The sequence below is a fragment of the Streptomyces sp. DF42 genome (assembly GCF_058267695.1).
The window spans coordinates 8,793,207-8,815,841 of the sequence record NZ_CM177859.1 but is presented as its reverse complement, the minus strand read 5'-3'; the positions used below and the strand labels follow the sequence as shown (position 1 = coordinate 8,815,841).

The 22,635-nt window shown below is 69.4% G+C and carries 20 protein-coding genes, 1 pseudogene and 1 riboswitch; of the genes and pseudogenes, 2 read left to right on the top strand and 19 right to left on the bottom strand.

Annotation, left to right across the window (positions count from 1 at the left end):
* Window positions 1-194: 194 nt before the first annotated feature.
* The gene (locus ACYUED_RS40520) at window positions 195-815 is read left to right on the top strand and encodes a TetR/AcrR family transcriptional regulator (RefSeq protein ID WP_491289388.1); all 621 of its coding nucleotides are present in this window, start codon (window positions 195-197) and stop codon (window positions 813-815) included.
* 87 nt (window positions 816-902) lie between these two features.
* Here the strand turns inward: ACYUED_RS40520 and ACYUED_RS40515 are convergent, their stop codons facing one another.
* From ACYUED_RS40515 to ACYUED_RS40500, 4 genes and pseudogenes are all read right to left on the bottom strand, one after another.
* Entirely contained in the window at window positions 903-1,688 is a 786-nt protein-coding gene (locus ACYUED_RS40515) for an SGNH/GDSL hydrolase family protein (protein ID WP_491294658.1), read from the bottom strand.
* A gap of 174 nt (window positions 1,689-1,862) precedes the next feature.
* Window positions 1,863-1,940 (bottom strand): annotated as a pseudogene (locus tag ACYUED_RS40510) (DUF6250 domain-containing protein); the annotation flags it as partial.
* Between the two features lie 160 nt (window positions 1,941-2,100).
* The gene (locus ACYUED_RS40505; protein ID WP_491289387.1) at window positions 2,101-3,012 is read right to left on the bottom strand and encodes a M23 family metallopeptidase; all 912 of its coding nucleotides are present in this window, start codon (window positions 3,010-3,012) and stop codon (window positions 2,101-2,103) included.
* A 2-nt stretch (window positions 3,013-3,014) separates the two neighbouring features.
* A riboswitch (cyclic di-AMP (ydaO/yuaA leader) is annotated at window positions 3,015-3,184 on the bottom strand.
* A gap of 366 nt (window positions 3,185-3,550) precedes the next feature.
* Window positions 3,551-5,629 (bottom strand): alpha-galactosidase, encoded by a 2,079-nt coding sequence (locus tag ACYUED_RS40500; protein WP_491289386.1) that lies wholly within the window; start codon window positions 5,627-5,629, stop codon window positions 3,551-3,553.
* Window positions 5,630-5,798: 169 nt separating this feature from the next.
* On the opposite strand from ACYUED_RS40500, the gene ACYUED_RS40495 reads away from it, so the two are divergent.
* The gene (locus tag ACYUED_RS40495; protein WP_491289385.1) at window positions 5,799-6,596 is read left to right on the top strand and encodes a tyrosine-protein phosphatase; all 798 of its coding nucleotides are present in this window, start codon (window positions 5,799-5,801) and stop codon (window positions 6,594-6,596) included.
* A 53-nt stretch (window positions 6,597-6,649) separates the two neighbouring features.
* On the opposite strand, the gene ACYUED_RS40490 is transcribed toward ACYUED_RS40495, so the two are convergent.
* The 15 genes from ACYUED_RS40490 to ACYUED_RS40420 all read right to left on the bottom strand — a co-directional run bounded on the left by ACYUED_RS40490 (window position 6,650) and on the right by ACYUED_RS40420 (window position 22,562).
* The gene (locus ACYUED_RS40490) at window positions 6,650-6,775 is read right to left on the bottom strand and encodes a DUF6126 family protein (protein WP_266686640.1); all 126 of its coding nucleotides are present in this window, start codon (window positions 6,773-6,775) and stop codon (window positions 6,650-6,652) included.
* Window positions 6,772-7,428, bottom strand: coding sequence for a helix-turn-helix domain-containing protein (locus ACYUED_RS40485; protein ID WP_491289384.1), 657 nt, complete (start codon window positions 7,426-7,428; stop codon window positions 6,772-6,774). Before ACYUED_RS40485 ends, ACYUED_RS40490 begins: the two co-directional genes overlap by 4 nt.
* 116 nt (window positions 7,429-7,544) lie before the next feature.
* Window positions 7,545-8,930: an aspartate aminotransferase family protein gene (locus tag ACYUED_RS40480; RefSeq protein ID WP_491289383.1), complete on the bottom strand. Its 1,386-nt coding sequence runs from the start codon at window positions 8,928-8,930 to the stop codon at window positions 7,545-7,547.
* Window positions 8,927-10,861: a 1-deoxy-D-xylulose-5-phosphate synthase gene (dxs, locus tag ACYUED_RS40475; RefSeq protein WP_491289382.1), complete on the bottom strand. Its 1,935-nt coding sequence runs from the start codon at window positions 10,859-10,861 to the stop codon at window positions 8,927-8,929. The genes ACYUED_RS40480 and dxs overlap by 4 nt, the downstream gene beginning before the upstream one ends.
* A gap of 31 nt (window positions 10,862-10,892) precedes the next feature.
* On the bottom strand, window positions 10,893-12,068 hold the full coding sequence (gene ispG / locus ACYUED_RS40470; protein ID WP_491289381.1) for a flavodoxin-dependent (E)-4-hydroxy-3-methylbut-2-enyl-diphosphate synthase: 1,176 nt from the start codon (window positions 12,066-12,068) through the stop codon (window positions 10,893-10,895).
* Between the two features lie 4 nt (window positions 12,069-12,072).
* On the bottom strand, window positions 12,073-13,095 hold the full coding sequence (gene hpnH, locus ACYUED_RS40465; RefSeq protein WP_491289380.1) for an adenosyl-hopene transferase HpnH: 1,023 nt from the start codon (window positions 13,093-13,095) through the stop codon (window positions 12,073-12,075).
* Between the two features lie 5 nt (window positions 13,096-13,100).
* Entirely contained in the window at window positions 13,101-13,742 is a 642-nt protein-coding gene (locus tag ACYUED_RS40460; RefSeq protein ID WP_491289379.1) for a phosphorylase family protein, read from the bottom strand.
* Window positions 13,742-15,751 carry a squalene--hopene cyclase gene (gene shc / locus ACYUED_RS40455; protein ID WP_491289378.1) on the bottom strand — a complete coding sequence of 670 codons (2,010 nt, stop codon included), beginning with the start codon at window positions 15,749-15,751 and terminating at the stop codon, window positions 13,742-13,744. The genes ACYUED_RS40460 and shc overlap by 1 nt, the downstream gene beginning before the upstream one ends.
* Window positions 15,752-15,867: 116 nt before the next feature.
* Window positions 15,868-16,932, bottom strand: a complete 1,065-nt coding sequence (locus tag ACYUED_RS40450) for a polyprenyl synthetase family protein (protein ID WP_491294657.1) — start codon at window positions 16,930-16,932, stop codon at window positions 15,868-15,870.
* Between the two features lie 68 nt (window positions 16,933-17,000).
* Window positions 17,001-18,428 (bottom strand): hydroxysqualene dehydroxylase HpnE, encoded by a 1,428-nt coding sequence (hpnE, locus tag ACYUED_RS40445; RefSeq protein ID WP_491289377.1) that lies wholly within the window; start codon window positions 18,426-18,428, stop codon window positions 17,001-17,003.
* A complete protein-coding gene (locus ACYUED_RS40440; protein WP_491289376.1) occupies window positions 18,425-18,565 on the bottom strand; it encodes a DUF6380 family protein in 141 nt (46 codons plus the stop codon). The genes hpnE and ACYUED_RS40440 overlap by 4 nt, the downstream gene beginning before the upstream one ends.
* Window positions 18,565-19,515, bottom strand: coding sequence for a presqualene diphosphate synthase HpnD (gene hpnD, locus ACYUED_RS40435; protein WP_491289375.1), 951 nt, complete (start codon window positions 19,513-19,515; stop codon window positions 18,565-18,567). The genes ACYUED_RS40440 and hpnD overlap by 1 nt, the downstream gene beginning before the upstream one ends.
* Window positions 19,512-20,444: a squalene synthase HpnC gene (gene hpnC, locus ACYUED_RS40430; protein ID WP_491289374.1), complete on the bottom strand. Its 933-nt coding sequence runs from the start codon at window positions 20,442-20,444 to the stop codon at window positions 19,512-19,514. The genes hpnD and hpnC overlap by 4 nt, the downstream gene beginning before the upstream one ends.
* 356 nt (window positions 20,445-20,800) lie before the next feature.
* Complete coding sequence (locus ACYUED_RS40425) at window positions 20,801-21,595, bottom strand: ABC transporter ATP-binding protein (RefSeq protein ID WP_491294655.1); 795 nt, start codon at window positions 21,593-21,595, stop codon at window positions 20,801-20,803.
* Window positions 21,596-21,632: 37 nt separating this feature from the next.
* Window positions 21,633-22,562 (bottom strand): ABC transporter permease, encoded by a 930-nt coding sequence (locus tag ACYUED_RS40420; RefSeq protein ID WP_491289373.1) that lies wholly within the window; start codon window positions 22,560-22,562, stop codon window positions 21,633-21,635.
* Window positions 22,563-22,635: the final 73 nt, after the last annotated feature.

The window sequence follows — 22,635 nt, the reverse complement described above, 5'->3', positions numbered from 1 at the left end:
TGAGTCCGCCGCGCTGCCCGCCGCCCCGAACCAACCCACGGTTTCATGGCCGGGGAACGGCGCATCGCCCTGAGCCGGATACGGGATACGGGGAGCGGGAGGCGGCGATCACATGGCCCGATCCGTACCCCGCCGAACTCGCCAAGCAATGACCTCGCCCGGCACCGTGAGCGGCGACGGAATAGGGTGACCGCGTGGCGAGAGTGCGGTTGAGTGTGGCCGAGCGGCGCGAGGAGCTGCTGCGGGCCGCCATCGGGCAGATCGAGGCGCGGGGCGTGGCGGCGCTCAGGATCGCAGACGTGGCCTCGGCGCTCGGCGTGAGCAACGCGCTGGTGCTGTACCACTTCTCGACGAAGGAGAAGCTGGTCGCCGCGGCGTTCACGTTCGCGGCCGAGGACGACCTCGGGCATCTGCGCAAGCTTCTCGGCCGCCGGACCACGGCGCTGCGGCGGCTGCGGTCGGCGGTGCGCTGGTACGCGCCGACGGGCCAGGCCAAGGGCTGGCGCCTGTGGATCGAGGGCTGGGCCGCTGCGCTGCGCGAGCCCGCGCTGCAGGAGGTCACACGGGATCTCGACAGGGAGTGGAAGGCTGCGATCGCCGAGGTGATAGCTGAGGGTGTGGCCGCGGGCGAGTTCCGTTGCCCGGACCCGCAGGGCACGGCTCTGCGTCTGACGGCCCTGCTGGACGGGCTCGCCGTTCAGATGACGTCGTACGCCGGTGCGGTGTCGCGCGCGCGGGCGCAGGAGTGGGTGGAGGAGGCGCTGGCGCGGGAACTGGGCCTGGAGCGGCGGGCGTTGACCACCTCCGAGCAGTGAGCCCCCCGCACCGGGCGAGGGCTCACTGCCGGCAAACGAACCACTCTCGTACCTTGGAGCAACCCGCACACCACCGTCCGGCCGCGCTCAGGCGACCGAAGCGATCCGCATCTTGATGTCGTCCGGCGACAGCGCGCCCTTCGCCGTGACGTGGTCCCCGGACGACTCGCCGCGCAGCCGACGGCCGATCCACGGCACCAGGTACTCGCGCGCCCAGTGCACGTCGTCCCGCCGGACATCGAGGGTGCCGCGCGGCGGGAGCAGCGGCCAGGGCTGGTCCGGGTCGGCCGGGACCTCCAGGCCGAGAACCTGCCCGGCGCGCAGGGCCACGCGCGTGTGCCCCTCGGGCGAGAGGTGGAGCCGGTCGTCGTCCCAGGCCCGGCGGTCCTGGACGGTCTTCAGGGACCACAGGTCGAGCACGGGGCAGCCGTACCGGTCGGCGACGGCCCGTACATGACCGTTGTAGGTGGCGATCTTGCCGCGCAGGTGCTTGAGCACGGGAACGTTACGGGTGTCGAAGCCGGTCGTCACCATGACGGTGCCCACGGCTTCGGTGAGCCGGAGGATCGCCCGCTCGAAGCGCTCGGCGACCTCGTCGGGGTCGGTACCGGGTCGGATGATGTCGTTGCCGCCCGCACAGAAGGAGACCAGGTCCGGCGCGAGCTCGACGGCTTGCGGGACCTGCTCCTCCACGATCTGGTCGAGCAGCCTTCCGCGTACGGCGAGGTTGGTGTAGCCGAAGTCGCCCTCGGGCCTCCGGTCCGCGAGAAGCACCGCGAACCGGTCGGCCCAGCCGACCATCGCACCGTCGGGGCCGGGATCGCCGACGCCCTCGGTGAAGCTGTCCCCCATCGCAACGTACGACCCGATCACTGATCTGCTGTCACTCTTCGAATCGTCTGCCACATCGACCATGATTCACCTTCGAATGTGACCTACGCGACCGTAATAAAGGGTTGACGGGCGGTGAGATAAGCCACGTCTCAGTGTTGGCCAAGCCCGGAATAACCCTCCGATCAGGGATGTTGAGAGGCGAACCGCGAGGGGCCCCGCCTCACCGACGTAACGACGAGGCCGCGTCGTGGAGTTCGTGTCGGCGCCGTAGCCGACGTAGTACGTGGCGAGGGCGCCAGGGGGCACCGGCGGCGAGGCAGGGCCAGACGTGGCCGGGCGGAGCCGGACGCACCGAAGGCCGGACCCGGGGATCGGGGTCCGGCCTTCGGCGGCGTGTCGGGCGCCATGTCCCCACGCTCTGGCGAAGCCGCGCGGGGGCGGTCGGCGGGGGTCAGCCGACCGCTACGCCCTTGGATCGGAGGTAGGCGACCGGGTCCACGTCGGAGCCGTAGTCCGGCGTGGTGCGGATCTCGAAGTGCAGGTGCGGGCCGGTCACGTTGCCGGTCGCGCCGGAGAGGCCGATCTGCTGCCCCTCGGTCACGGTCTGGCCGGCCGAGACGGAGAGCTGGGAGAGGTGGCCGTACTGCGCGTAGTAGCCGTCGGCGAGCTTGATGACGACCTGGTTGCCGTACGCGCCGCCCCAGCCGGCGGAAACGACCGTGCCCGCACCGACGGCCTTGACCGGGGTGCCCGTCGGGACGACGAAGTCGACGCCGGTGTGGTACCCGCTGGACCACATGCTGCCGGGCACGTGGTAGCCGGTGCCGATGGTGGCGCCGGACACCGGGAGGGTGAAGCCGGTCGAGGTGCCGGTGGACTGGGAGGTCTGCGCGGCGGTCGTCTTGTTCGAGGACGGCTTGGGCGCGGACGAAGAAGACGGCCTGGGCGACGACTTGGTGGTCGCCGTGGCCTTCTTGCCGAGCGTGAGCTTCAGGCCCGGGTGGATCAGCGACGGATCGTCGCCGACGGCCCGGCGGTTGTCCGAGTAGAGCTTCTTCCAGCCGCCGGCGACGTGCTGCTCATCGGCGATCTTCGAAAGGTAGTCGCCGCCCCGCACCGAATAGGTCCGCACGCCCGCGTGATGCCCGGCGCTCTTCTTCTCGGCCGCCTTCTTCTCCACGGTCGGAAGGGACTGGACGGCCTTTTGCGAAACCGACTGGGAAACAGACTGCGTTGTTGCGGCATGGGCGCCGGTGGCACCCATGAGCGGGAGTGCGAGTACGGCGCCACCGGTACCGGCGACGGCGATGGAGCGGGTGAAGCGCTGGGGCTTCGGGCGGCGGTGCTTACCCTTCGCGGGCATGACGAATTCCTCTCCGGCGCCTACGAGGTGAGCTGTCGGGTGCGGGCTGGAGATGCCCGGCCGCGTATATGACGCGGCTTTACCCCAAGCCGTTCCGGAGACCGGAACAGGCAGTGATACCTGTGGGTCCCCCGCTCCTGCCGTTCACGGGTGAGTTGTGCGGGCACCGGGCGGCGGCAGGATTGGGCGTCCGTCCGGATTGGTGGCGAACGTAAGCGACCGGGACGCAAAGGGACAAGTGATGGTTCCCTGCGAATGCGTTTCTGTTGATCCCTTGAGAGAAATCCCGGTAACCGTGCGTGAATTCCGAGGTCGCCCCTTTGGTCAAACCCCCTTGTAAAGCACGTTAATTACGTGGACATGACGCGCCACGTTCGGTCACGAATATGACGCTCCTCACGCACCTCCAGCCCAGGAGCCCCTATTCCGGAGCGAGTTGGAATGAAGAGAAGTAAAAGTAATCACAACGTAGCGAAGAGCAGTGAACGCGACGGAAGATGGCATATGCCCAATCTAGGTGCCAATTCGGACAGACGGGTCAGATGCGACGCAGACGGAAAACTGCCGCATCGAGGTCGCCGCGCATCCCGGTGCGCAGTCCGTGATGCAGGAGTACGGCACCTCTGTGAACTTCGCCCGTTTCGCGGCATTCATACGACGCTGACGGATCGAGGCCCCGCAATCGCAGCGCCGGCACGGGTTCCCCGTAGCTCTGCGCCTGAAGCCACGCAAGGACGACCGCCTCGTCGCCACGCACGTACTGCACCGCGCTGAGCCCGCCCCGCGGAGGCCGCAACCGGTACAGGTCGCCGTGCTGCACGAGCGGACGGATCTCCTTGTAGAGGGCCACCCACTCGCCGGCCTCGGCGAGTTCCTCCTCGGTCCACCGGGCGAGGTCCCCACCGACACCGAGCACGCCGGCCATGGAGCTGACGAAGCGGAAGCGCAGCGAGCTGACCCGCCCGTTGAGCTGGTTGTTGGGGCTGTCGGTGACCCAGGCGGCCATCACACGCGCGGGGTGGATCTGGCTGAAGCCGTGCTGGATGGCGAGACGGTCGAGCGGGTCGGTGTTGTCGGAGGTCCACACCTGGTCCGTGCGGCTCAGAATCCCGAGATCGATCCGGCCGCCACCGCCCGAGCAGGACTCGAAGGCAACGCCCGGGTGGGCCGCGCGCAGCCGGTCCAACAGGCCGTACAGCGCCCGGACATGGTCGATCCAGAGCCGCTGCGGGTAGGGGTCGTCGGGCCAGCCCGCGTCGGTGAAGCAGCGGTTGAAGTCCCACTTGACGTAGTCGATCGGGGCGCTGGAGAGGAGCCCGTCGAGCTGCCCCCAGAGGTACTCCTGGACATCCTCCCGGGCCAGGTTCAGTACGAGCTGGTTGCGGAATTCCGTCCGCTTTCGTCCCGGTTGGAACTGCACCCAGTCGGGGTGGGCGCGGTAGAGCTCGCTGTCCGGGTTGACCATCTCGGGCTCGACCCAGATGCCGAACTGCATGCCGAGGGCGTGCACATAGTCCGCGAGCGGCTTCAGGCCGTTCGGGAAGCGGTCGGGGTTGGGGGTCCAGTCGCCGAGTCCGGCCCGGTCGCTGGTGCGCTTCCCGAACCAGCCGTCGTCGACCACGAACAGCTCGACGCCGATCGTCGCGGCACGCCGGGCGAGTGTCCCCTGCTGCTCCTCGGAGATGTCGAACTCGGTGGCCTCCCAGGAGTTGAACAGCACCGGCCGGTCCCGGTCCGCGTCCGGGATGACGTACGCGCGCTGATAGGCGTGCCAGGCGCGGCTCGCGCCGCCGAAGCCGCCGTCGCTCCACAGGCCGGCGAAGACGGGCGTCGTGTACGACTCCCCCGCGTCCAGGCGCAGCAGCCCCGAGTCGTCGTACCCGGCGCCGCCGGTGATCTGCACGCGCGCGTCCGCAAGGTGCGCAACCGCTATCCGCCAGGAACCCGACCAGCCGAGCGCGCAGCCGTAGACCTCGCCGCGCTCCTCGGTGGCGTCGGTGTCGAGCGCGACCCAGGGCAGATGCTGGTGCCCGGTGTGGCCGCGGCGGCTGCCGATGACCTTCTCCCCGTAAGTGAGAAGGGAACTGGCCAGCCGGGACTCCGCGGCCCAGCGTCCATGCAGCTGGGACAGCCGCCAGTCCTCGCGCTCGGGCAGCGTCCAGGTGGCGGAGTCCGCCCGAAGCAACTCCAGGGCGGTCCCTTCGTTGTCGAGACTCACCCAGCGTTCTACGACGTCGTGCCGCATCCGGTAGTGCAGGGTGAGCGTGAGCCCGCCGTCACAAAAGCGCAGGCGCAGCTCGCCGTCGTCCCCGCCGTCGGCCTCGTACGCCTCGAAGTGCCACTCGGTGCCGCGCCGCTCGTCGGTGCGCACCGACAGGGCAGGCCGTACGAAGCGGGGGCCGCCCTCGACCGGGTACTCCTCGTGGCCGTCGAGCTGCGACTCGAAGGGCCGGTAGTCGGGCAGCGGGCGGACGGCGAGGGCTTCGGCGTCGGCGAGCGCGATCCGGGGGCCCCAGTGCAGGTGCAGCAGTTCGTCGTCCTCGGTGAGATGGACGGCGTAACTGCTGGTCGGCCCTGAGAGGAGCCACGTACGGCCGTTGTCGGAGATCTCCAGCATCAAGCCCTCACACATTCGAACAGGTGCGATCAATGAACAACATCATCAAGTGATGAGGGGCCTGTCGGCAACGCCTGTGGACAACTCATTGCCTGAGGAATCCATGTCGTATCGTCGAAAGCGTGCCCGCCGACGAGCCCGTCGGCCGGGCTGACTGGGAGGAGCCCCCGTGACGCAGCAGATCCCGTCGACCGAGCCGGAGCTGGCCGGAGTCCGCAATTTCCGCGATGTGGGTGGGCTCCCGGCCTCGGACGGACGGCGGGTGCGGTACGGGGTGCTGTTCCGCAGCGGCCACCTCGCACACGCGACGGAGGAGGACGCCGCCTTCCTGACCTCCCTGGGCCTGCACACGGTCTTCGACTTCCGCAATGCGGCGGACCAGAAGCTGGAGGGCCCGGACGTCGAACTGCCGGGCGTACGGAACGTGAACCTTCCGCTGACCGATCCTGCGGACGGCTCCGAGTTCTGGAAGTTGGTCCGCGACGGCGAGATCGACCAGCTGCGCGGCATCCTCGGCGACGGCAGGGCGGCCAACCGCATGATCGTCTCCTACCGCACGATCATCAAGGAGCGCACCGCCGAGCACGCGCGCGTACTGCGCTCGCTCGCGAAGGACGGCGTGCCCGCGCTGATGCACTGCGCTGCGGGCAAGGACCGTGCGGGCCTGTCGATAGCCGTGACGCTGCTCGCCCTGGGCGTGGAACGCGAGGCGATCGTCGCGGACTACCTGGAGTCGAACGCCAAGCACCGCCGCTACAAGGTGCACCGCAGCGGCAGCTCCGCCGCCGGCTACTCCCCCGAGGTCATGGAGTTGCTCAGCCCCCTGTTCGAGGCGCGCGCCGAGTATCTGGCTGCGGCCTTCGAGACCATCGAGGAGACGTGGGGCCACGTCGACACCTACCTGGAGCAGGGCCTGGAGTTCACCCCGGAACTCCGCGAGAGCCTGCGCGAGCGACTCCTCGACTGAGCCGGTGAGCCCGCCCCACGTCGTACTGCCTCACTGATCTTCGCTCACTTCGCCTACTTCGCCCCCACCGCGAACAGCAGATAGATGAAGGCGGCGAAGAGGTGCCCCACCGCGATGTAGATGATCAGGCGCACCCACAGGGCGCGGGGGAACTTCTCCTCCATGTTCCTGTCGCTCATGCCATGTCTCCGGTGATCGGGCCCAGGCACAGCGTGGCCGTGGGGCTCTGCAGAAGGGTGTGGACGAACAGGAGCTCGACCCCGTCGGGGTCCTCGGCGGCGATCCGGTGCGGGGTGAGCGAGTCGAAGTGCGCGCTGTCTCCGGCGGTGAGCCGGTGAGCGGCGTCCCCGAGGCGCAGCCGCAGCCGTCCCTTGAGGACGTACAGCCACTCCTCGCCGGGGTGCACGCGCACAATGTCGCCCTGCGAGCCATGCGGTACGTGGACGCGCAGGGCCTGCATGCCGCGGCCGGGCGCACCGGCCTGCCAGTAGGTCCAGCCGCCCGCCACGGTCGGTTCCATGTCGGCGGCGCGTACAACGGCGTCCCGGTCGCCGACCGTCTCGCCGAGCAGCTCCGAGACGGTCGTACCGTAGATACGAGCGAGGGCGAGCAGCATCGGCAGCGACGGCTGGCGCTGTCCCGTCTCCAGCCGGGAAAGATGGGCCGGTGACAGTCCGGCTGCGCGGGCCGCGGCCTCCAGGGTGAGAGAGGCCCGGCGGCGCAGCGCGCGAAGCTGTGGTGCGACGGCGGGCAGGAATTCCTCCGGCCCGGCCGACGAGCCCGGTGCCGCACGCCCGGACTCCGGTTCGGTCTCTGTCTCGGGAGAGCTCATGCTCTCCATTCAGCCGGAGCTTTGCCTCTGCGGCAAATTTATTGCCTCAGAGGCAAAAGATGTCGGCGCTGTCATCTCGGGCCGCGTCACTGCGCCTGTCGGACCCGCCGCTGTGCCTATCGGTTGGCGACCGCCTGCTTCACCAGTGTCTTGCCGAAGTCCCACATCAGGCCACCACCGCTGTGCGCGTCGTCCATCACAGCCGTGAAGGCGTCGACGAACCGGTCCACGTCCTGCTCGCCGATGATCAGCGGCGGGATCAGCTTGATGACCTCCAGATGGTCTCCGGAGACCTGGGTGAGGATCCGGTGCCGCTGCAGGAGCGGTACGACGACCATCTGCGCGAACAGGCCTTTGCGTGCCGCCTGAAGCATGGTCCAACGGCTGCGCAGCTTCAGCGACTTGGGCCTGCCGAACTCGATGCCGATCATCAGGCCCCGGCCGCGGACGTCGGCGAGCAGCTCGTATGTGTCGATCAGCGCCGCGAGCCGGGTCCTCAGCTGCTCGCCGGTCACCCGCGCGCCTGCCACGACCTGCTCGTTCTCCATCACGGACAGCACGGCGAGGCCGGCCGCCATGGCCTGGGCGTTGGAGCCGAAGCTCGCCGAGTGGACCAGCACCCGGTCCATGGACGAGTAGACCTTCTTGAAGATCCAGTCCTTGCCGAGGGTGGCGCCGACCGGCACATAGCCGCCGGACAGGGCCTTGGCCACGCACACCAGGTCCGGCTGGACGCCGTCCTCGTGCTGGTAGGCGTAGAAGTCCCCGGTGCGGCCGAGGCCCGTCTGCACCTCGTCGGCGATGAGCAGCGCCCTGTGCTTGTGCAGGAGCTCCTGCGCGGCCCGGAGATAGCCGGGCGGGGCCTCGTGCACACCCTTGCCCTGGATCGGCTCGACGATCAGGGCCGCGACGTCGCCCTTCTTCAACTCGCGCGCCAGGGCGTCGAGATCACCGAGCGGGACGGCCGTGTCGGGCAGCAGCGGGGCGAAGCCGTCCCGGAAGCCGCCCTCGCCGTTGACCGAGAGCGACCCGGTGGTCAGACCGTGGAAGGCGTGCTCGCAGTAGAGGATCCTCGGCCTGCCGGTCACGTACCGGGCGAACTTCAGCGCGGTCTCCACCGCCTCCGTACCGCTGTTGCCGAAGAACACCCGGTCCAGGTGCGGGCTGTGTGTGAGGAGCTTCTCGGCCAGCAGTCCGGGCAGCGGCTGGCAGTCGAAGCGGGTGAGGTCGGCGAGCTGGGCGTCGAGGACGTCGTGCAGCGCCTTGCGGACGACGGGGTGGTGGCGCCCCAGGCCCATCACCCCGAACCCGGCCAGCATGTCCAGGTAGTCATCGCCGTCCGCGTCCCAGAAGTGGGCGCCCTCGGCGCGCTCGTAGACCTTGTCGAAGCCGATGGTGTGCAGCATGCGCGGGAGCTGGTGGTTCAGGTACTTGCCGTGCAGCTCGTAGCGCTCGGCTCCGCGCTCGGCCAGGAGAGCGCCGAGGTCGAACTCCTTGGTCATTCAGCTTTCTCCTTGACTGGGCCGTTCTCCTGCTCCTTGACTGCCAGGGTGTCCTCGGCCTCCTTGACGGCGAGGCTCGCGCTGATCCGGCCGGCCACCTCCACCGGTGTCAGCCCGATGTCGGCCAGCACCTCTCCGCGCTTGGCGTGCGCGAGGAACTGCTCCGGGATGCCGAACCGCCGTACGGGTACGTCGACTTCGGCATCGCCGAGCGCAAGCGCCACCGCGGCTCCCACCCCGCTCGCACGGCTGTTGTCCTCGACGACGGCCACCATTCGGTGTTCGGCCGCGAGGCCCGGGAGCGCCGGGTCGACGGGCTTGACCCAGCGGGGGTCGACGACGGTGCACGAGATGCCGCGGGCCTCCAGCAGGTCGGCGGCCTGGAGGCAGACGGGCGCCATCACGCCGACGGCGACGAGCAGCACCTCGGGCGTGTCCGGGCCGCGGTGCAGGACGTCGAGTCCGCCCACCCGGTCGATCGCCGGGATCTGTGGACCGACCGACTCCTTGGGGAAGCGGACCACCGTCGGAGCGTCGTCGACGGCGACGGCCTCGCGCAGCTGGGCGCGCAACTGGTCGGCGTCGCGTGGAGCGGCGATGCGCAGCCCCGGCACGACCTGGAGGATGGACATGTCCCACATGCCGTTGTGGGACGGGCCGTCGACGCCCGTGACGCCGGCCCGGTCCAGGACGAAGGTGACCCCGCAGCGGTGCAGTGCCACGTCCATCAGGAGCTGGTCGAAGGCGCGGTTGAGGAAGGTGGCGTAGACGGCGACGACGGGGTGGAGACCGCCGGTCGCCAGGCCTGCCGCGCTCACCGCCGCGTGCTGCTCGGCGATGCCGACGTCCCACACACGGTCCGGGAAGCGTGCGGCGAACTTGCCGAGGCCGACCGGGTGCAGCATGGCCGCCGTGATCGCCACGACGTCCTCCCGCTCCTCTCCGATCGCGGCGATCTCGTCCCCGAACACCGAGGTCCAGGAGGGGCCGTTGGACGGCGCGAGCGGCTCGCAGGTGAGCGGGTCCATCACGCCGACGGTGTGGAAGTGGTCCTCCTCGTGGGCGAGGGCGGGCTCGTAGCCGCGGCCCTTCTCCGTGAGGCAGTGGATGAGGACCGGACCGTGGAAGCGTTTCGCGCGCCGCAGCGCCGACTCGACGGCCGCGATGTCGTGCCCGTCGATCGGGCCGACGTACTTCAGGCCCAGGTCCTCGAACATGCCCTGCGGGGCGAAGGCGTCCTTGAAGCCCTTCTTCGCGCCGTGCAGCGACTCGTAGACGGTGTTGCCGACGACCGGCGTGCGCAGCAGCACGTCCTTGCCCCAGGCGAGCACCTTCTCGTAGCTGTCGGTGGTGCGCAGGGTGGCCAGGTGGTTCGCCAGTCCGCCGATGGTCGGCGCGTACGAGCGCTCGTTGTCGTTGACGACGATGATCAGCGGCCGGTCCTTGGCGGCCGCGATGTTGTTCAGTGCCTCCCAGGCCATGCCGCCGGTGAGTGCGCCGTCGCCGATGACCGCGACCACATGGCCCTTCTCGCCCTGTACCTGGCGGGCCTTGGCGAGGCCGTCGGCCCAGCCGAGCGCGGTGGAGGCGTGGCTGTTCTCGACGATGTCGTGCTCGGACTCCTCGCGTGAGGGGTAGCCGGCCAGGCCGCCCTTCCCGCGCAGCTTGGAGAAGTCCTGACGGCCCGTCAGAATCTTGTGTACGTAGCTCTGGTGGCCGGTGTCCCACACGATGCGGTCGACCGGTGACTCGAAGACCCGGTGGAGCGCGATGGAGAGTTCCACCACTCCCAGATTGGGCCCGAGGTGTCCGCCGGTCCTGGCCACCGCGTGCACCAGGAACTCCCTGATCTCCTCGGACAGTTCACCGAGTTCCGCTTCGGACAGCGCCTTCAGGTCGCGTGGTCCCCGGATGTTCTCCAGCATCGTCACGCTCGGGCCCCCTCTCGGTCCGTGCCTTGCTTCAACTCACCGTCACTGCCGGTTTTCCCGAGACGGCGGGGGCGCCCGATGCGGCCCCGTCCTGCTCCATCTGCTCGGCGATCTTCATCGCCTCGTCGATGAGCGTCTCCACGATCTTCGACTCGGGTACGGTCTTGATGACCTCGCCCTTGACGAAGATCTGTCCCTTGCCGTTGCCGGAGGCGACCCCCAGATCCGCCTCCCGCGCCTCGCCGGGGCCGTTGACCACACAGCCCATGACCGCGACGCGCAGGGGCACCTCCATGCCCTCAAGGCCGGCCGTGACCTCGTCGGCGAGCTTGTAGACGTCGACCTGGGCGCGGCCGCACGACGGGCAGGAGACGATCTCCAGCCGCCGCTGCTTGAGGTTGAGCGACTCCAGGATCTGGAGGCCGACCTTGACCTCCTCGGCGGGCGGGGCGCTCAGCGAGACCCTGATGGTGTCGCCGATGCCCTGCGACAGCAGCGCGCCGAAGGCGACGGCCGACTTGATCGTGCCCTGGAAGGCCGGACCGGCCTCGGTCACTCCGAGGTGCAGCGGGTACTCGCACTGGGCGGCGAGCTGCTTGTACGCCTCGATCATCACGACCGGGTCGTTGTGCTTGACCGAGATCTTGATGTCCCGGAAGTCGTGCTCCTCGAAGAGGGAGGCTTCCCACAGGGCGCTCTCGACGAGCGCCTCGGGGGTCGCCTTGCCGTACTTCTGCAGCAGACGCCTGTCCAGGGAGCCGGCGTTGACGCCGATGCGGATCGGGGTGCCGTGGTCCTTGGCGGCGCGCGCGATCTCCTTGACCTTGTCGTCGAACTGCTTGATGTTGCCGGGGTTCACCCGGACCGCCGCGCAGCCGGCCTCGATCGCCGAGAAGACGTACTTGGGCTGGAAGTGGATGTCGGCGATCACCGGGATCTGCGACTTCCTCGCGATGGTGGCGAGCGCGTCCGCGTCGTCCTGCGTCGGGCAGGCCACCCGCACGATCTGGCAGCCGGACGCGGTGAGCTCGGCGATCTGCTGCAGGGTGGCCCCGATGTCCGACGTACGGGTCGTCGTCATCGACTGCACCGACACGGGGGCGTCGCCGCCGACCGCCACGGATCCGACATGGATCTGCCGCGACAGGCGCCGCTCGGCGATCGGACGGGCCGGCACCTCGGGGACACCCAGGGAAATCGCGGTCACGACGTCACTCCCGGTTTCCGGAGACCGTCTCGCGCATGGCGCGCAGGGACTCCTTCAGGGACCCCATGGTGGCGAGGACGGCGGTGGGCTCGTAGCCGCAGTGCGCCATGCAGTTGGCGCAGCGCGGGTCCTTGCCGCGGCCGTACTTGTCCCAGTCGGTGTCCTCGATCAGTTCGCGGTACGTCGGCACGTACCCGTCGCTCATCAGGTAGCAGGGGCGCTGCCAGCCGAAGAGCGAGTAGTTCGGGATCGCCCAGGCGGTGCAGGGGAAGTCGACCTTGCCCTCGAGGAAGTCCAGGAACAGCGGCGAGTGGTTGAGCCGCCACTTCTTGCGGTTGCCGCCCGCGAAGGCCTTCTTGAACAGTTCGCGGGTCTGTTCCACGCCCAGGAAGTGCTCCTGGTCGGGCGCCTTCTCGTAGGCGTAGGCGGGCGAGATCATCATCTCGTCGACCTTGAGGTCGTCGTTGAGGAAGTTGAGCACCTCGATGATGGTCTGCGGGGTGTCCGTGTTGAAGAAGGTCGAGTTGGTGGTCACCCGGAAGCCGCGCCGCTTGGCCTCCTTCATGGCCTCCACGGCCTCGTCGAACACACCCTCCTTCGCCACGGACTCGTCGTGCCGCTCCCGCAGCCCGTCGATGTGCACGGCGAAGGCGAAATAGGGAGAGGGCTTGAACTTGTCCATCTTCTTGCGCAGCAGCATGGCGTTGGTGCAGAGGAAGACGTACTTCTTCTTCGCCACCAACTGCCGCACGATCTCGTCGATCTGAGGGTGCATCAGGGGTTCGCCGCCCGCGATCGACACCATCGGCGCACCGGACTCCAGAACCGCTCCCACGGCCTGCGCGACCGGCATACGCTGCTTGAGCACACCCGCCGGGTGCTGGATCTTGCCGCATCCCTCGCACTTCAGATTGCATGCGAAGAGAGGTTCCAGCTCCACGATCAGCGGAAACTTGTCCCGCTTGCGGAGCTTCTGTTCAGCCAAGTACGTAGCGACCTTGATGGACTGGCGCAGCGGCATGGCCATCTGGCTCACCTCCGGGGGAGCAACAAAGAACGGTGCCATTCGAAGAAAGCTGGAAGAACGGAACGAAGGACGCGGAAAGCCGATATTCCACCGCGCACCGTGCCGATCCGGACGAGTTCATGTTCAGGAGCGTCCACGACCACTCGTACGGCCGCAACCGGGCGCTCACCCGTGCGTACGGCGCTGAGAAGCGTCGCCGCGGATTCCATGTCGACCGCGATCGCGCCGGTTGCGAGCAGATCCGACCGTTCGTGACCGCGGACGACGTGATCAGAGCCGGTCAGCGGCCCTGTGTGGACGGCACGCCCGGGCACGGCCCGCACGAGCTCCTTGACGAGGAGGTCGGTCCCGACGCACGGAACGGTTCCGTCCGGATCCCGGGTCTCCTCGGCGACGACCAGATCGCCGGGGTGCATCCCGGGGGCGAGCCCGGCACAGAAGCCGGTGGCCAGCACGGCTGCCTCACGCAGGGCCGGATCGGCCAGCAGCCGGGTGACGGACCGCTCGGCCGCCTCGGGCCCCATGCCGGTGCGCAGGACGGTGACAGGACCGCCGGCGCCCCCTCGGTCGCTCGTGCGCAGGGCGAGGTGCTCGATGCCGAGCGCGCAGGCGATCAGCAGCGGGGGCGAGGCGGGCCGTGTGCTCATCAGCCCCCCTTGACCTCGGCGAGCGCCGGCTTCTTGGCGAAGGGCTCTCCGTGCACGTAGCGGCCGAGTGCGGTGAGCGGGAACACCTGCCGGTAGAGGTGGTAGTTGATCGAGAAATCCCAGGGGAAGCCGGTCCCGGTGAAGTACGGCTCGTCCCAGGAACCGTCCTCGCGCTGCGTGGCCGCGAGCCACTCGACACCGCGCTCGACGGCCTTGGAGCCCTTCTCCCCCGCCGCCAGCAGAGCCATCAGCGCCCACGCCGTCTGCGAGGCGGTGGAGGCTCCGCGACCGCTCCACTTCTTGACGTCCTTGTACGAGCGCAGGTCCTCGCCCCAGCCGCCGTCGTCGTTCTGGACCGACTCCAGCCAGGCGACGGCCCGCCGGATCGCCGGGTGCGAGGCGGGGAAGCCGGCCGCGACGAGAGCGGGTACGACGGACCCGGTGCCGTAGACGTAGTTGACGCCCCAACGCCCGAACCACGAGCCGTCCGGCTCCTGTTCGGAGAGCAGCCACTCGATGCCGCGCCGGGTGCGCGGGTCGTGCGAGAGGCCCTCGACGGCCAGCATCTCCACCACGTGCGCCGTGACGTCCGCGGACGGCGGGTCGATGACCTCGCCGAAGTCGCAGAACGGCAGCCGGTTGGGGAAGGGGCTGGTGTTGTCGACGTCGAAGGCGCCCCACGCGCCGTTCTTCGACTGCATCCCGAGGTTCCAGCGCACCCCGCGCCCGATCGCCTTCTCCACCCGCTCCGGGTCGTGGTGCTTGACTCGGCGCAGGGCGAGGACGACCTCGGCGGTGTCGTCGATGTCGGGGTAGTTGTCGTTGTGGAACTCGAACGCCCAGCCACCGGGCGGCAGTTGGGGCCGCTTCACGGACCAGTCGCCGGGGCGGACGATCTCCTCGCCGAGCATCCAGTCCGACGCCTTGACGAGCTGGGGATGGTCGGCGGGCACGCCCGCGTCGACGAGCGCGATGGTGGCGAGGCAGGTGTCCCAGACGGGCGACTGACAGGCCTCGATCATCCGCGCGCCGTCCTCGCGCCACACGGCGAAACGGTCCAGCGACGCCAACCCCTCGCGCATCACCGGGTGTTCGAGGTCGTAGCCCAACAGGTACAGCGCGATCACCGAGTACACGGCCGGCGGCTGGATGCCGCCCCAGCAGCCGTCGTTCTCCTGCCGCTCGATGATCCAGCGGGCCGCCGAGTTCATGGCCGCTTTGCGCAGTCCGCGCGGCGCGACCTTGCGCAACTGGTGCAGCACCTTGTCCAGGCGCTGGAAGGCACCGTCCCAACTGGCCGCCGAGGCAAGGGGCTTGGGCGGATTCGGGTTGGCCGGGTCGGCGTGCAGCTCGTCGAGAGGGAAGGGCGCGGGCCGCACCGGCCGCTTCGCGGACACGATCGTGAGCGGCACGATGGTCTGCCGGGCCCAGCACCCGAAGTCGTAGATGTTGAGCGGCATCCACTTGGGGAAGTAGATGAGCTCCGGCGGAAGTTCGGGCAGGTCCTCCCACTTCCACCAGCCGAACAGGGCGAGCCAGATCCGGGTGAAGACACGGGCCGATACGATGCCGCCCCGCTCGCGGATCCAGGCCGAGGCCTTCGCCATGTGCGGCGCCTGCGGCTCGTCGCCGGCCAGGCGCAGGGCGACGTACGCCTCGATCGTGGCGGAGAGTTCGCCCGGTCCGCCGTAGAAGGTGGCCCAGGCGCCGTCCTCGCGCTGCTCACCGCGGATGAACAGGGCGGCGGCCTGCGCGGTGGCCTCGTCCAGGAGGCCCAGGAACTGCCGCAGAAGCAGATCCTCGGCGTCCATGGTCACGTTGGTCTCGAGGTCGCCCTTCCACCAGCCCTCGGCGTCCTGCGTGGACAGCAGGAAGTCGGTGGAGCGTTGTACGGCGCGTACGGCGGCGTCGTGCACCCCGGCCGCCACGGGGTTCGTACTGGCGGTTTCGCTGGCCGAGGCAGCTCGGGGCGGCAGGGCCCCGGTGCTTCCGTCGGTCGTCGCTGTCATGGCTTCCCCTTAGTGCAGTCGTGCGAGCGGTGCTGCTGTGGGTCCGCCGTCGGCCGGTGCTGTTCTTCCCGCGACACCGGCCGGCGACTACGCGAGGGTTATTCGACCGATAACGATCATCTCTTTCGTACGACGACGAAGTCCGCGAGCGCCGTGAACCGGTCCCGTACCCGGTCGGGCATGTCGATGGCGTGCAGGGCCTCGATGGCGATGGTGTGCTGACGACGTGCCTCTTGGGCCGTCCACTCGCGGCCGCCCGCGTCCTCGATGAGGGCGGCGCGATAGGCGAACTCCTCCTCGGAGAAGTTCTCGAAGTCGCTGCTCTTGGCGTCGGCGGCGAGGATCTCGCCGAGCCGCTCGGAGGCGGCACCGCCCGCCGCGAGCGCGGCCACGACCGGCAGGGACTTCTTGCGCTGGCGCAGGTCGCTCCAGGTCTGCTTGCCGGTGGAGACCGGGTCGCCCCAGATGCCGAGGAGGTCGTCGACGGCCTGGAAGGCGAGGCCCAGGTGGTAGCCGTACTTCTCCAGGGTGTCGGCGGTGCGGTCGTCCGCGCCGCCGAGCACGGCACCGATGGAGCTGGCGCAGGCGAGCAGGGCGCCGGTCTTGTTGCCCTCCATCTCCAGGCACTCCTCGACGCTGACGCGGTCGCGGTGTTCGTAGGAGATATCCTGGGCCTGGCCGTCGATCAGGGCGCGGGTGGCGGTGGTCAGGCGACGGGTGGCACGGCCGGCCTCGACCGAGCCGAGCTCCAGCAGGACCTCGTTGGCGAGGGCGAACAGGGCGTCGCCGACGAGGATCGCCTGGGCGGGGCCGTGCACCTTCCAGACGGTGTCGCGGTGGCGGCGCTGTTCGTCGCCGTCCATCAGGTCGTCGTGCAGCAGCGAGAAGTTGTGGACGAGTTCGACGGCGACGGCTCCGGGGATGCCGACCTCAGGGGCGGCGCCGGTGACCTCGGCGGACAGGACCGCCAGGGCGGGACGTACGGCCTTGCCGCCGTCCCCGTCCGCGGGGTTGCCCTCGGCGTCGATCCAGCCGAAATGGTAGGCGGAAACGGTGTCCATGGGGGGTGCCAGGCGGTCCACGGCCGCCCGCAGTACCGGTGTGGCAAGGGTCCGGCCGCGCTCCAGGAGCGCGGTCACGTCCACCGCGGACCTCCGAGCGGCCGTCTCGGCCGGGGGCACAGTGGGCACAGTCTCTCCTCTTGTTGCGGTACCGGGGGTGCGGGGGCCTGCCGCGTGCTGATCGAGCATCAGGCCGCCTCCTCGAAGTCGAAGAGGTGACTCGGGCGGGGCCGGCCCAGGGCGCTCAGCGCGGCGTCCGCCGCACTCACGCCACTGCGGACCGCACTCTCCATGGTCGCGGGCCACCCTGTGGCGGTCCACGCTCCGGCCAGGTACAGGCCGGGGGTCCTGGTGCGGGCGCCGGGCCGCAGCCGCCCGACGCCTGGGGTCGGAGCGAACGTCGCCGTGCGCTCCCTGGTCACGAAGAAGTCCTTCACCTCTGCGTCGCGAGCGCCGGGCAGCAGCCGCTCCAGCTCGGGCAGATAGCGCTCGCGCAGCGCGGCGACCGGCTCGTCGATCTCGTCGTGGGCGGCCGACTGGGACAGCGCCAGGTACTGGCCCCGGCGCAGGCCGGAGGCGTCGGTGCGGTCGAAGACCCACTGCACGGGGGTGCCGAGGGCCGCGAAGAACGGCTGGTTCAGCACCTTCCGGTCGTAGACGACGTGCACGTTGAGGATCGGCGCGGTGTCGATGTCGAGCAGCTGGCCAGGGGCGTCGAGGGCGCCTGCCGGCAGAAGATCGTGGGCCTCGCGCTGGGGTACGGCGAGCACGACCGTGTCCGCTTGGAGCTCCTCGCCGGGAACCTGAACGCGCAGGCGCCCGTTTTCGTCAGTAGAGATGGAGGTGACGCGTGTACGGACCTCGGTACGGACGCCCGCGGAGTCGAGCGCCTTGCGGGCGAGACGGTCATGCAGTTCGCCCAGCGGGACGTGCGCCCATCCGATGTCGGCCGCGCCCGGGTCGGACAGCAGACCGGTCTTGAACACCATCGCGGCGAGCCCCAGCGAGGCGTCGCCCGCGACCGCGTTGAGAGTGGCGACCCCGACCAGGTCCCACAGGGCCTCGACGGCACGCGCCGACTGACCGTGCGCGGTCAGCCAGCTGCCGAAGTCCTGGGTGTCCAGGGTCGGATCGGCGAGGTCGAGCCCCTTGAGCGCGAGCGCGGCACGCCCCACCCTGGCCCGCTCGGCGAGCGAGAGATGCGGATACGTCGCAAGGCTGCGCCCCAGATGCAGGGGCACGGGCAGCGCGTCGCGCCGCAGCCTGCCGAGCCGTCGTCCCTCGGGCTTGTCGACGTCGAGTACGGGCACGTCGAGACGATCCTGCAGCGGCGCCAGCGCCGACCCCTCGATGCGGTCGAGGAACCAGCGGTAGGCGGTGCAGCAGCGCAGGTAGACATGCTGTCCGTTGTCGACGGTCAGCTCGCCGCGCTGGAAGGAGAAGGCCAGGCCGCCGAGTCGCGGTCTGCCCTCGACCAGGGTGACGCGCACTCCGGCGTCGGCGAGCGCGAGCGCGGCGGTGATGCCGGCGAGCCCGCCACCGATCACGACGGCGTCCCTTGCGGAGCGCCCCGCCGGATCCTCGGGCGAATCGTCGGACCGCGTGTCGTCGCTCATCGTGCATCCTCCCCTGCGCGACCGCCGTGGTTGAACCGTGCACAACAGCAGGCCGTTGCAGTCAGGGACGCCGTCTCTGCCCGGAGGGTTGCGTGCCGCTTTTCGCCGGTGGAATCACCTTGGCCCTGTTTGTCCATCAGGCGCGCCTCCTGACGGTCCTCCGCGTCACATGCCGGGCGTCCAGCCCGGACAGGCCGCGGACTGCGACGTACGCCTTCTCCCGCCCGGGCAGCGAGACCCGGCCCCGCAGTACCGCCTCGGGGTCGCGCTCGATGCGGTCGAGCAGCCGGCGGTAGATGCCGGCCATGGCGGCGACGCACGCGCCGCTGCGCCGGTCGAGCATGGGGAGCAGCCGGTAGCCCTCGGCGAAAAGAGCGCGGGCCCGTCGCACTTCGAAGTGCACGAGGCCCGCGAAGTCGGAGCCCTCCGGCGGGGTCGGCCCGTTGAACCCGGTCGAGCACCCGAATTTCGCGAGGTCGTCGGAGGGCAGATACGTACGACCGCCCTCGGCGTCCTCGCGGACGTCTCTGAGGATGTTGGTGAGCTGCAGCGCCAGCCCCAGCGTGTCGGCGTACTCCGGCGCGCGCTCGGCGCCGCGCGCCCCCGGTTCCGTGCCGAACACGCCGAGCGAGAGCCGCCCGATGGCGCCCGCGACACAGCGGCAGTACACCTTCAGGTCGTCCCAGGCCTCATAGGTCTCGCCCCGGACGTCCATCAGCACGCCGTCGATCAGCTCGTCGAGTCCGTCGAGCGGGACCGGGAAGGTTTCTGCGGTGTGGGCGAGGGCGACGGCGACCGGGTCGATGTCGTCCTCGGCGACCGCCCCCTCGCGCACCCGGGCCAGCAGCGCCCGGGTGTCCTCGAGTCGCGCCGCCTTGACGTCGCCCGCCAGTGCGCCGTCGCCGATGTCGTCGACGCGCCTGGAGAACGCGTACAGGGCCGACATGGCCCGACGCTTGGGCGCCGGCAGCAACCTGATGCCGTACGCGAAGTTACGTGCCTGCTGTCCGGTGACGGCCTCGCAGTAGCTGTAGGCGGCGAGTACCGGTGCGGACACGTGTTGTTCCGACTCCACGGTCCGGATCACCCCTCTCCTCGCAGAGTCACGCCCACCTCGCGCAGCAGTTGAACCTTGCCGGGCTTGGGCGGGCCGGGAAGTACGTCGTATTCCGCAGCGGCGACCGCACGGATCGCCGCCCTTCCCCCCGCCACGAACCCCGCGAGCAGCAACTTCAACCTGCCGTGGACGCTACCCACCAGGGGGGCGCCTTCATTCAGGAGATCGCGGGCGCGTTGTGCCTCGTATGCGACCAGTGCGCGCAACGATGCGCCCGCGATCGGCGTGGCGAGATCCGCCTCTTGCACATGGAACTGCTTCATGTCCTCGGCGGGCAGGTAGATGCGGTCGCGGCCGAGGTCCTCGGCGACGTCCTGCAGGTGTTCGACGATCTGGAGGGCGGTGCAGATCGCGTCCGAGAGGCGGATGCGCTCGGGGGTCGAGGTGCCGGTGACGGAGAGGACGAGTCGGCCGACGGGGTTGGCCGAGAGTTCGCAGTACGCGCGCAGGTCGTCGTAGGTCTCGTAGCGGCTGACGAGCTGGTCCTGGCGGTTGGCGGCGATCAGGCCGAGGAAGGGCTCGGGGGTCAGCGCGTGGCGCCGGACGGTCGGCTGGAGGCGGCGCAGCAGGGGGTGGCGCGGGGTCGAGTCGAAGACCCGGTTCAGGTCCGTCTCGAAGGCGTCCAGGAGCAGCAGGCGGTTCTCGGCCTCCTCGGCCGACACGCCGAGCAGACGAGCGTCGGCGCCGCCGGGGGCCAGATCGCCGTCGCCGATGTCGTCGACGAGGCGGGCGAAGCCGTACACGGCCATGAGGTCGGCGCGCCAGGCCTTGGGCAGGAAGAACGGAGCCACGGGGAAGTTCTCGCCCGCGGCCTTGTCGAGCGTGCCGCGCTCCGGGTCACCGGTGTGCGGCGTGCTGGTTCCCGTCACCGGTGACTGCCCGGGGCGGGGACGGCACATGCTGCGCTCAGCTGGGGAGTTTCCGTAGCCATTGCCGTCACATCTCCCGTTCTACACTGTTGTCCCAATGCATACTATTTCGGACACGCCGCCCGGTGGCCCGCGCGACTGTCCCGCTTGAGGGTGTCGCGCATTATCGCCCCAGTTTGCCGCGTTTCGGGACCGGTACAGCTTACGTTGTACAACGCAGTGAGCTTCCCTGGGGTGTCCTGGACATCACAACAACACACCGATTGGCGTCAAGATTCCTGGGACGAGCGCCAGTTGACGTTTCCTTTGCAGACGCAGGGCCCCGCCGGAACAGTTCCGGCGGGGCCTGCGAAGCGTCCTGGCCAGTCCGTCCAGGTCGGGGTGGACTACTTGCCCGTGAACTTCTCGTACTCCTTGAGGACCTCTTCGGTAGGCCCGTCCATGCGCAGCTCGCCGCGTTCCAGCCACAGGACGCGGTCGCAGGTATCGCGGATCGACTTGTTGTTGTGACTGACGAGAAAGACCGTGCCGGCCTCCTTGCGCAGCTCGCGGATGCGTTCCTCGGAGCGCTTCTGGAACTTGCGGTCGCCGGTGGCCAGCGCCTCGTCGATCATCAGGACGTCGTGGTCCTTGGCGGCGGCGATGGAAAAGCGCAGACGGGCCGCCATGCCGGAGGAGTAGGTGCGCATCGGGAGGGTGATGAAGTCGCCCTTCTCGTTGATGCCCGAGAAGTCGACGATCTCCTGGTAGCGCTCCCTGACCTGCTCGCGGGACATTCCCATGGCGAGCCCGCCCAATATGACGTTCCGCTCGCCGGTCAGGTCGTTCATCAGGGCCGCGTTCACGCCCAGCAGCGAGGGCTGGCCGTTGGTGTAGACGCGCCCCTTCTCCGCGGGGAGCAGACCGGCGATGGCGCGCAGCAGAGTCGACTTGCCGGAACCGTTGGAGCCGATCAGGCCGACGGCCTCGCCGCGGTAGGAGACGAAGGAGACGCCCTTGACCGCGTGCACTTTGCGCACGCCGCGCGCCGCATCGTCGGAGCCTCGCTTGATGATGCGGCTGAGGGCGGCGGTGGCACTGCCCTTGCCGGTCTTCGCGCCATGGACGCGGTAGACGATGTGCAGCTCGTCGGCGATGACGGTGGGGATCCTCCCCCGGACTCCGTCCGGGGAGACCCCCATCCCGCTTCGCTCGCCCTGCGGTTGCTCGGGGTTCTGCTCAGCCACGGCCGTACCTCTCCTCCGCCTTCCAGAAGTACACGAAGCCGCCGAGGGCGCACAGCGCGGCCCAGCCGCCCGCGGCGGCCCAGACGTGATCGGGAAGGTTCTCGGCGCCATAGTCCTCGATGAGCGAGAAGCGCATCAGGTCCATGTAGATGGTGGCCGGATTCCACTGCAGGACGGTCGCCACCCACTGCGGCTTGTCGGCCAGCATGATGGGGATCGAGAACATCACGCCGGACGCGTACATCCACGTACGCATGATGAAGGGCATGAGCTGGGCCAGGTCCGGGGTCTTGGCGCCCGCGCGGGCCATGATCAGCGCCAGGCCGGTGTTGAACAGGAACTGCAGCGCGAGCACCGGCACGATCAGCAGCCAGGACAGGTCCGGGATGCTGCCGAAGCCGATCGCCACGGCGAACAGCACGATCATCGAGAACAGCAGTTGCTGGAGTTGCTGCAGCGCGAAGGAGATCGGCAGCGAGGCGCGCGGGAAGTGCAGCGCGCGGACCAAGCCGAGGTTGCCGGAGATCGCCCGTACGCCGGCCATCACCGAGCTCTGGGTGAAGGTGAACACGAAGACGCCGGTGACCAGGAACGGGATGTAGACGTCCTTCGACATGCCTCGGCTGGCGTTCAGGATGACGCCGAAGATGAAGAAGTAGACGGCCGCGTTCAGCAGCGGGGTCGCCACCTGCCAGAGCTGGCCGAGCTTGGCCTGGCTGTACTGAGCGGTCAGCTTCGCCCGCGAGAAGGCGAGGATGAAGTGACGCCGGTCCCAGAGCTGGCGGACGTACTCGACGAGGGACGGCCGGGCGCCGCTCACGGTCAGCCCGTACTTCGCGGCGAGCTGTTCCGCCGCGAGGCCCTCGTCGGGCGATACGGCCACGCTCAGGGCGACCGTGCCGTCGTGCGTTGACTCACTCACTGGTGGAAACTTTCGTCTTCGGGATGCGCAGCCCGTGCGGGCAAGGGCAAGAACTCGTGAACAGGAACGAGCT

Coding starts and splice junctions, on each gene's coding strand:
- ACYUED_RS40500 (WP_491289386.1), bottom strand. CDS start 5,629: ATGCTGGAGATCTCCGACAACGGCCGTACGTGGCTCCTCTCAGGGCCG.
- hpnC (WP_491289374.1), bottom strand. CDS start 20,444: ATGTGCCGTCCCCGCCCCGGGCAGTCACCGGTGACGGGAACCAGCACG.
- ACYUED_RS40440 (WP_491289376.1), bottom strand. CDS start 18,565: ATGGACAAACAGGGCCAAGGTGATTCCACCGGCGAAAAGCGGCACGCA.
- ACYUED_RS40480 (WP_491289383.1), bottom strand. CDS start 8,930: ATGACCAAGGAGTTCGACCTCGGCGCTCTCCTGGCCGAGCGCGGAGCC.
- ACYUED_RS40485 (WP_491289384.1), bottom strand. CDS start 7,428: ATGAGCTCTCCCGAGACAGAGACCGAACCGGAGTCCGGGCGTGCGGCA.
- ACYUED_RS40490 (WP_266686640.1), bottom strand. CDS start 6,775: ATGAGCGACAGGAACATGGAGGAGAAGTTCCCCCGCGCCCTGTGGGTG.
- ACYUED_RS40425 (WP_491294655.1), bottom strand. CDS start 21,595: ATGGGGGTCTCCCCGGACGGAGTCCGGGGGAGGATCCCCACCGTCATC.
- ACYUED_RS40460 (WP_491289379.1), bottom strand. CDS start 13,742: ATGAGCACACGGCCCGCCTCGCCCCCGCTGCTGATCGCCTGCGCGCTC.
- ACYUED_RS40505 (WP_491289387.1), bottom strand. CDS start 3,012: ATGCCCGCGAAGGGTAAGCACCGCCGCCCGAAGCCCCAGCGCTTCACC.
- shc (WP_491289378.1), bottom strand. CDS start 15,751: ATGACAGCGACGACCGACGGAAGCACCGGGGCCCTGCCGCCCCGAGCT.
- hpnE (WP_491289377.1), bottom strand. CDS start 18,428: ATGAGCGACGACACGCGGTCCGACGATTCGCCCGAGGATCCGGCGGGG.
- hpnH (WP_491289380.1), bottom strand. CDS start 13,095: ATGGCCATGCCGCTGCGCCAGTCCATCAAGGTCGCTACGTACTTGGCT.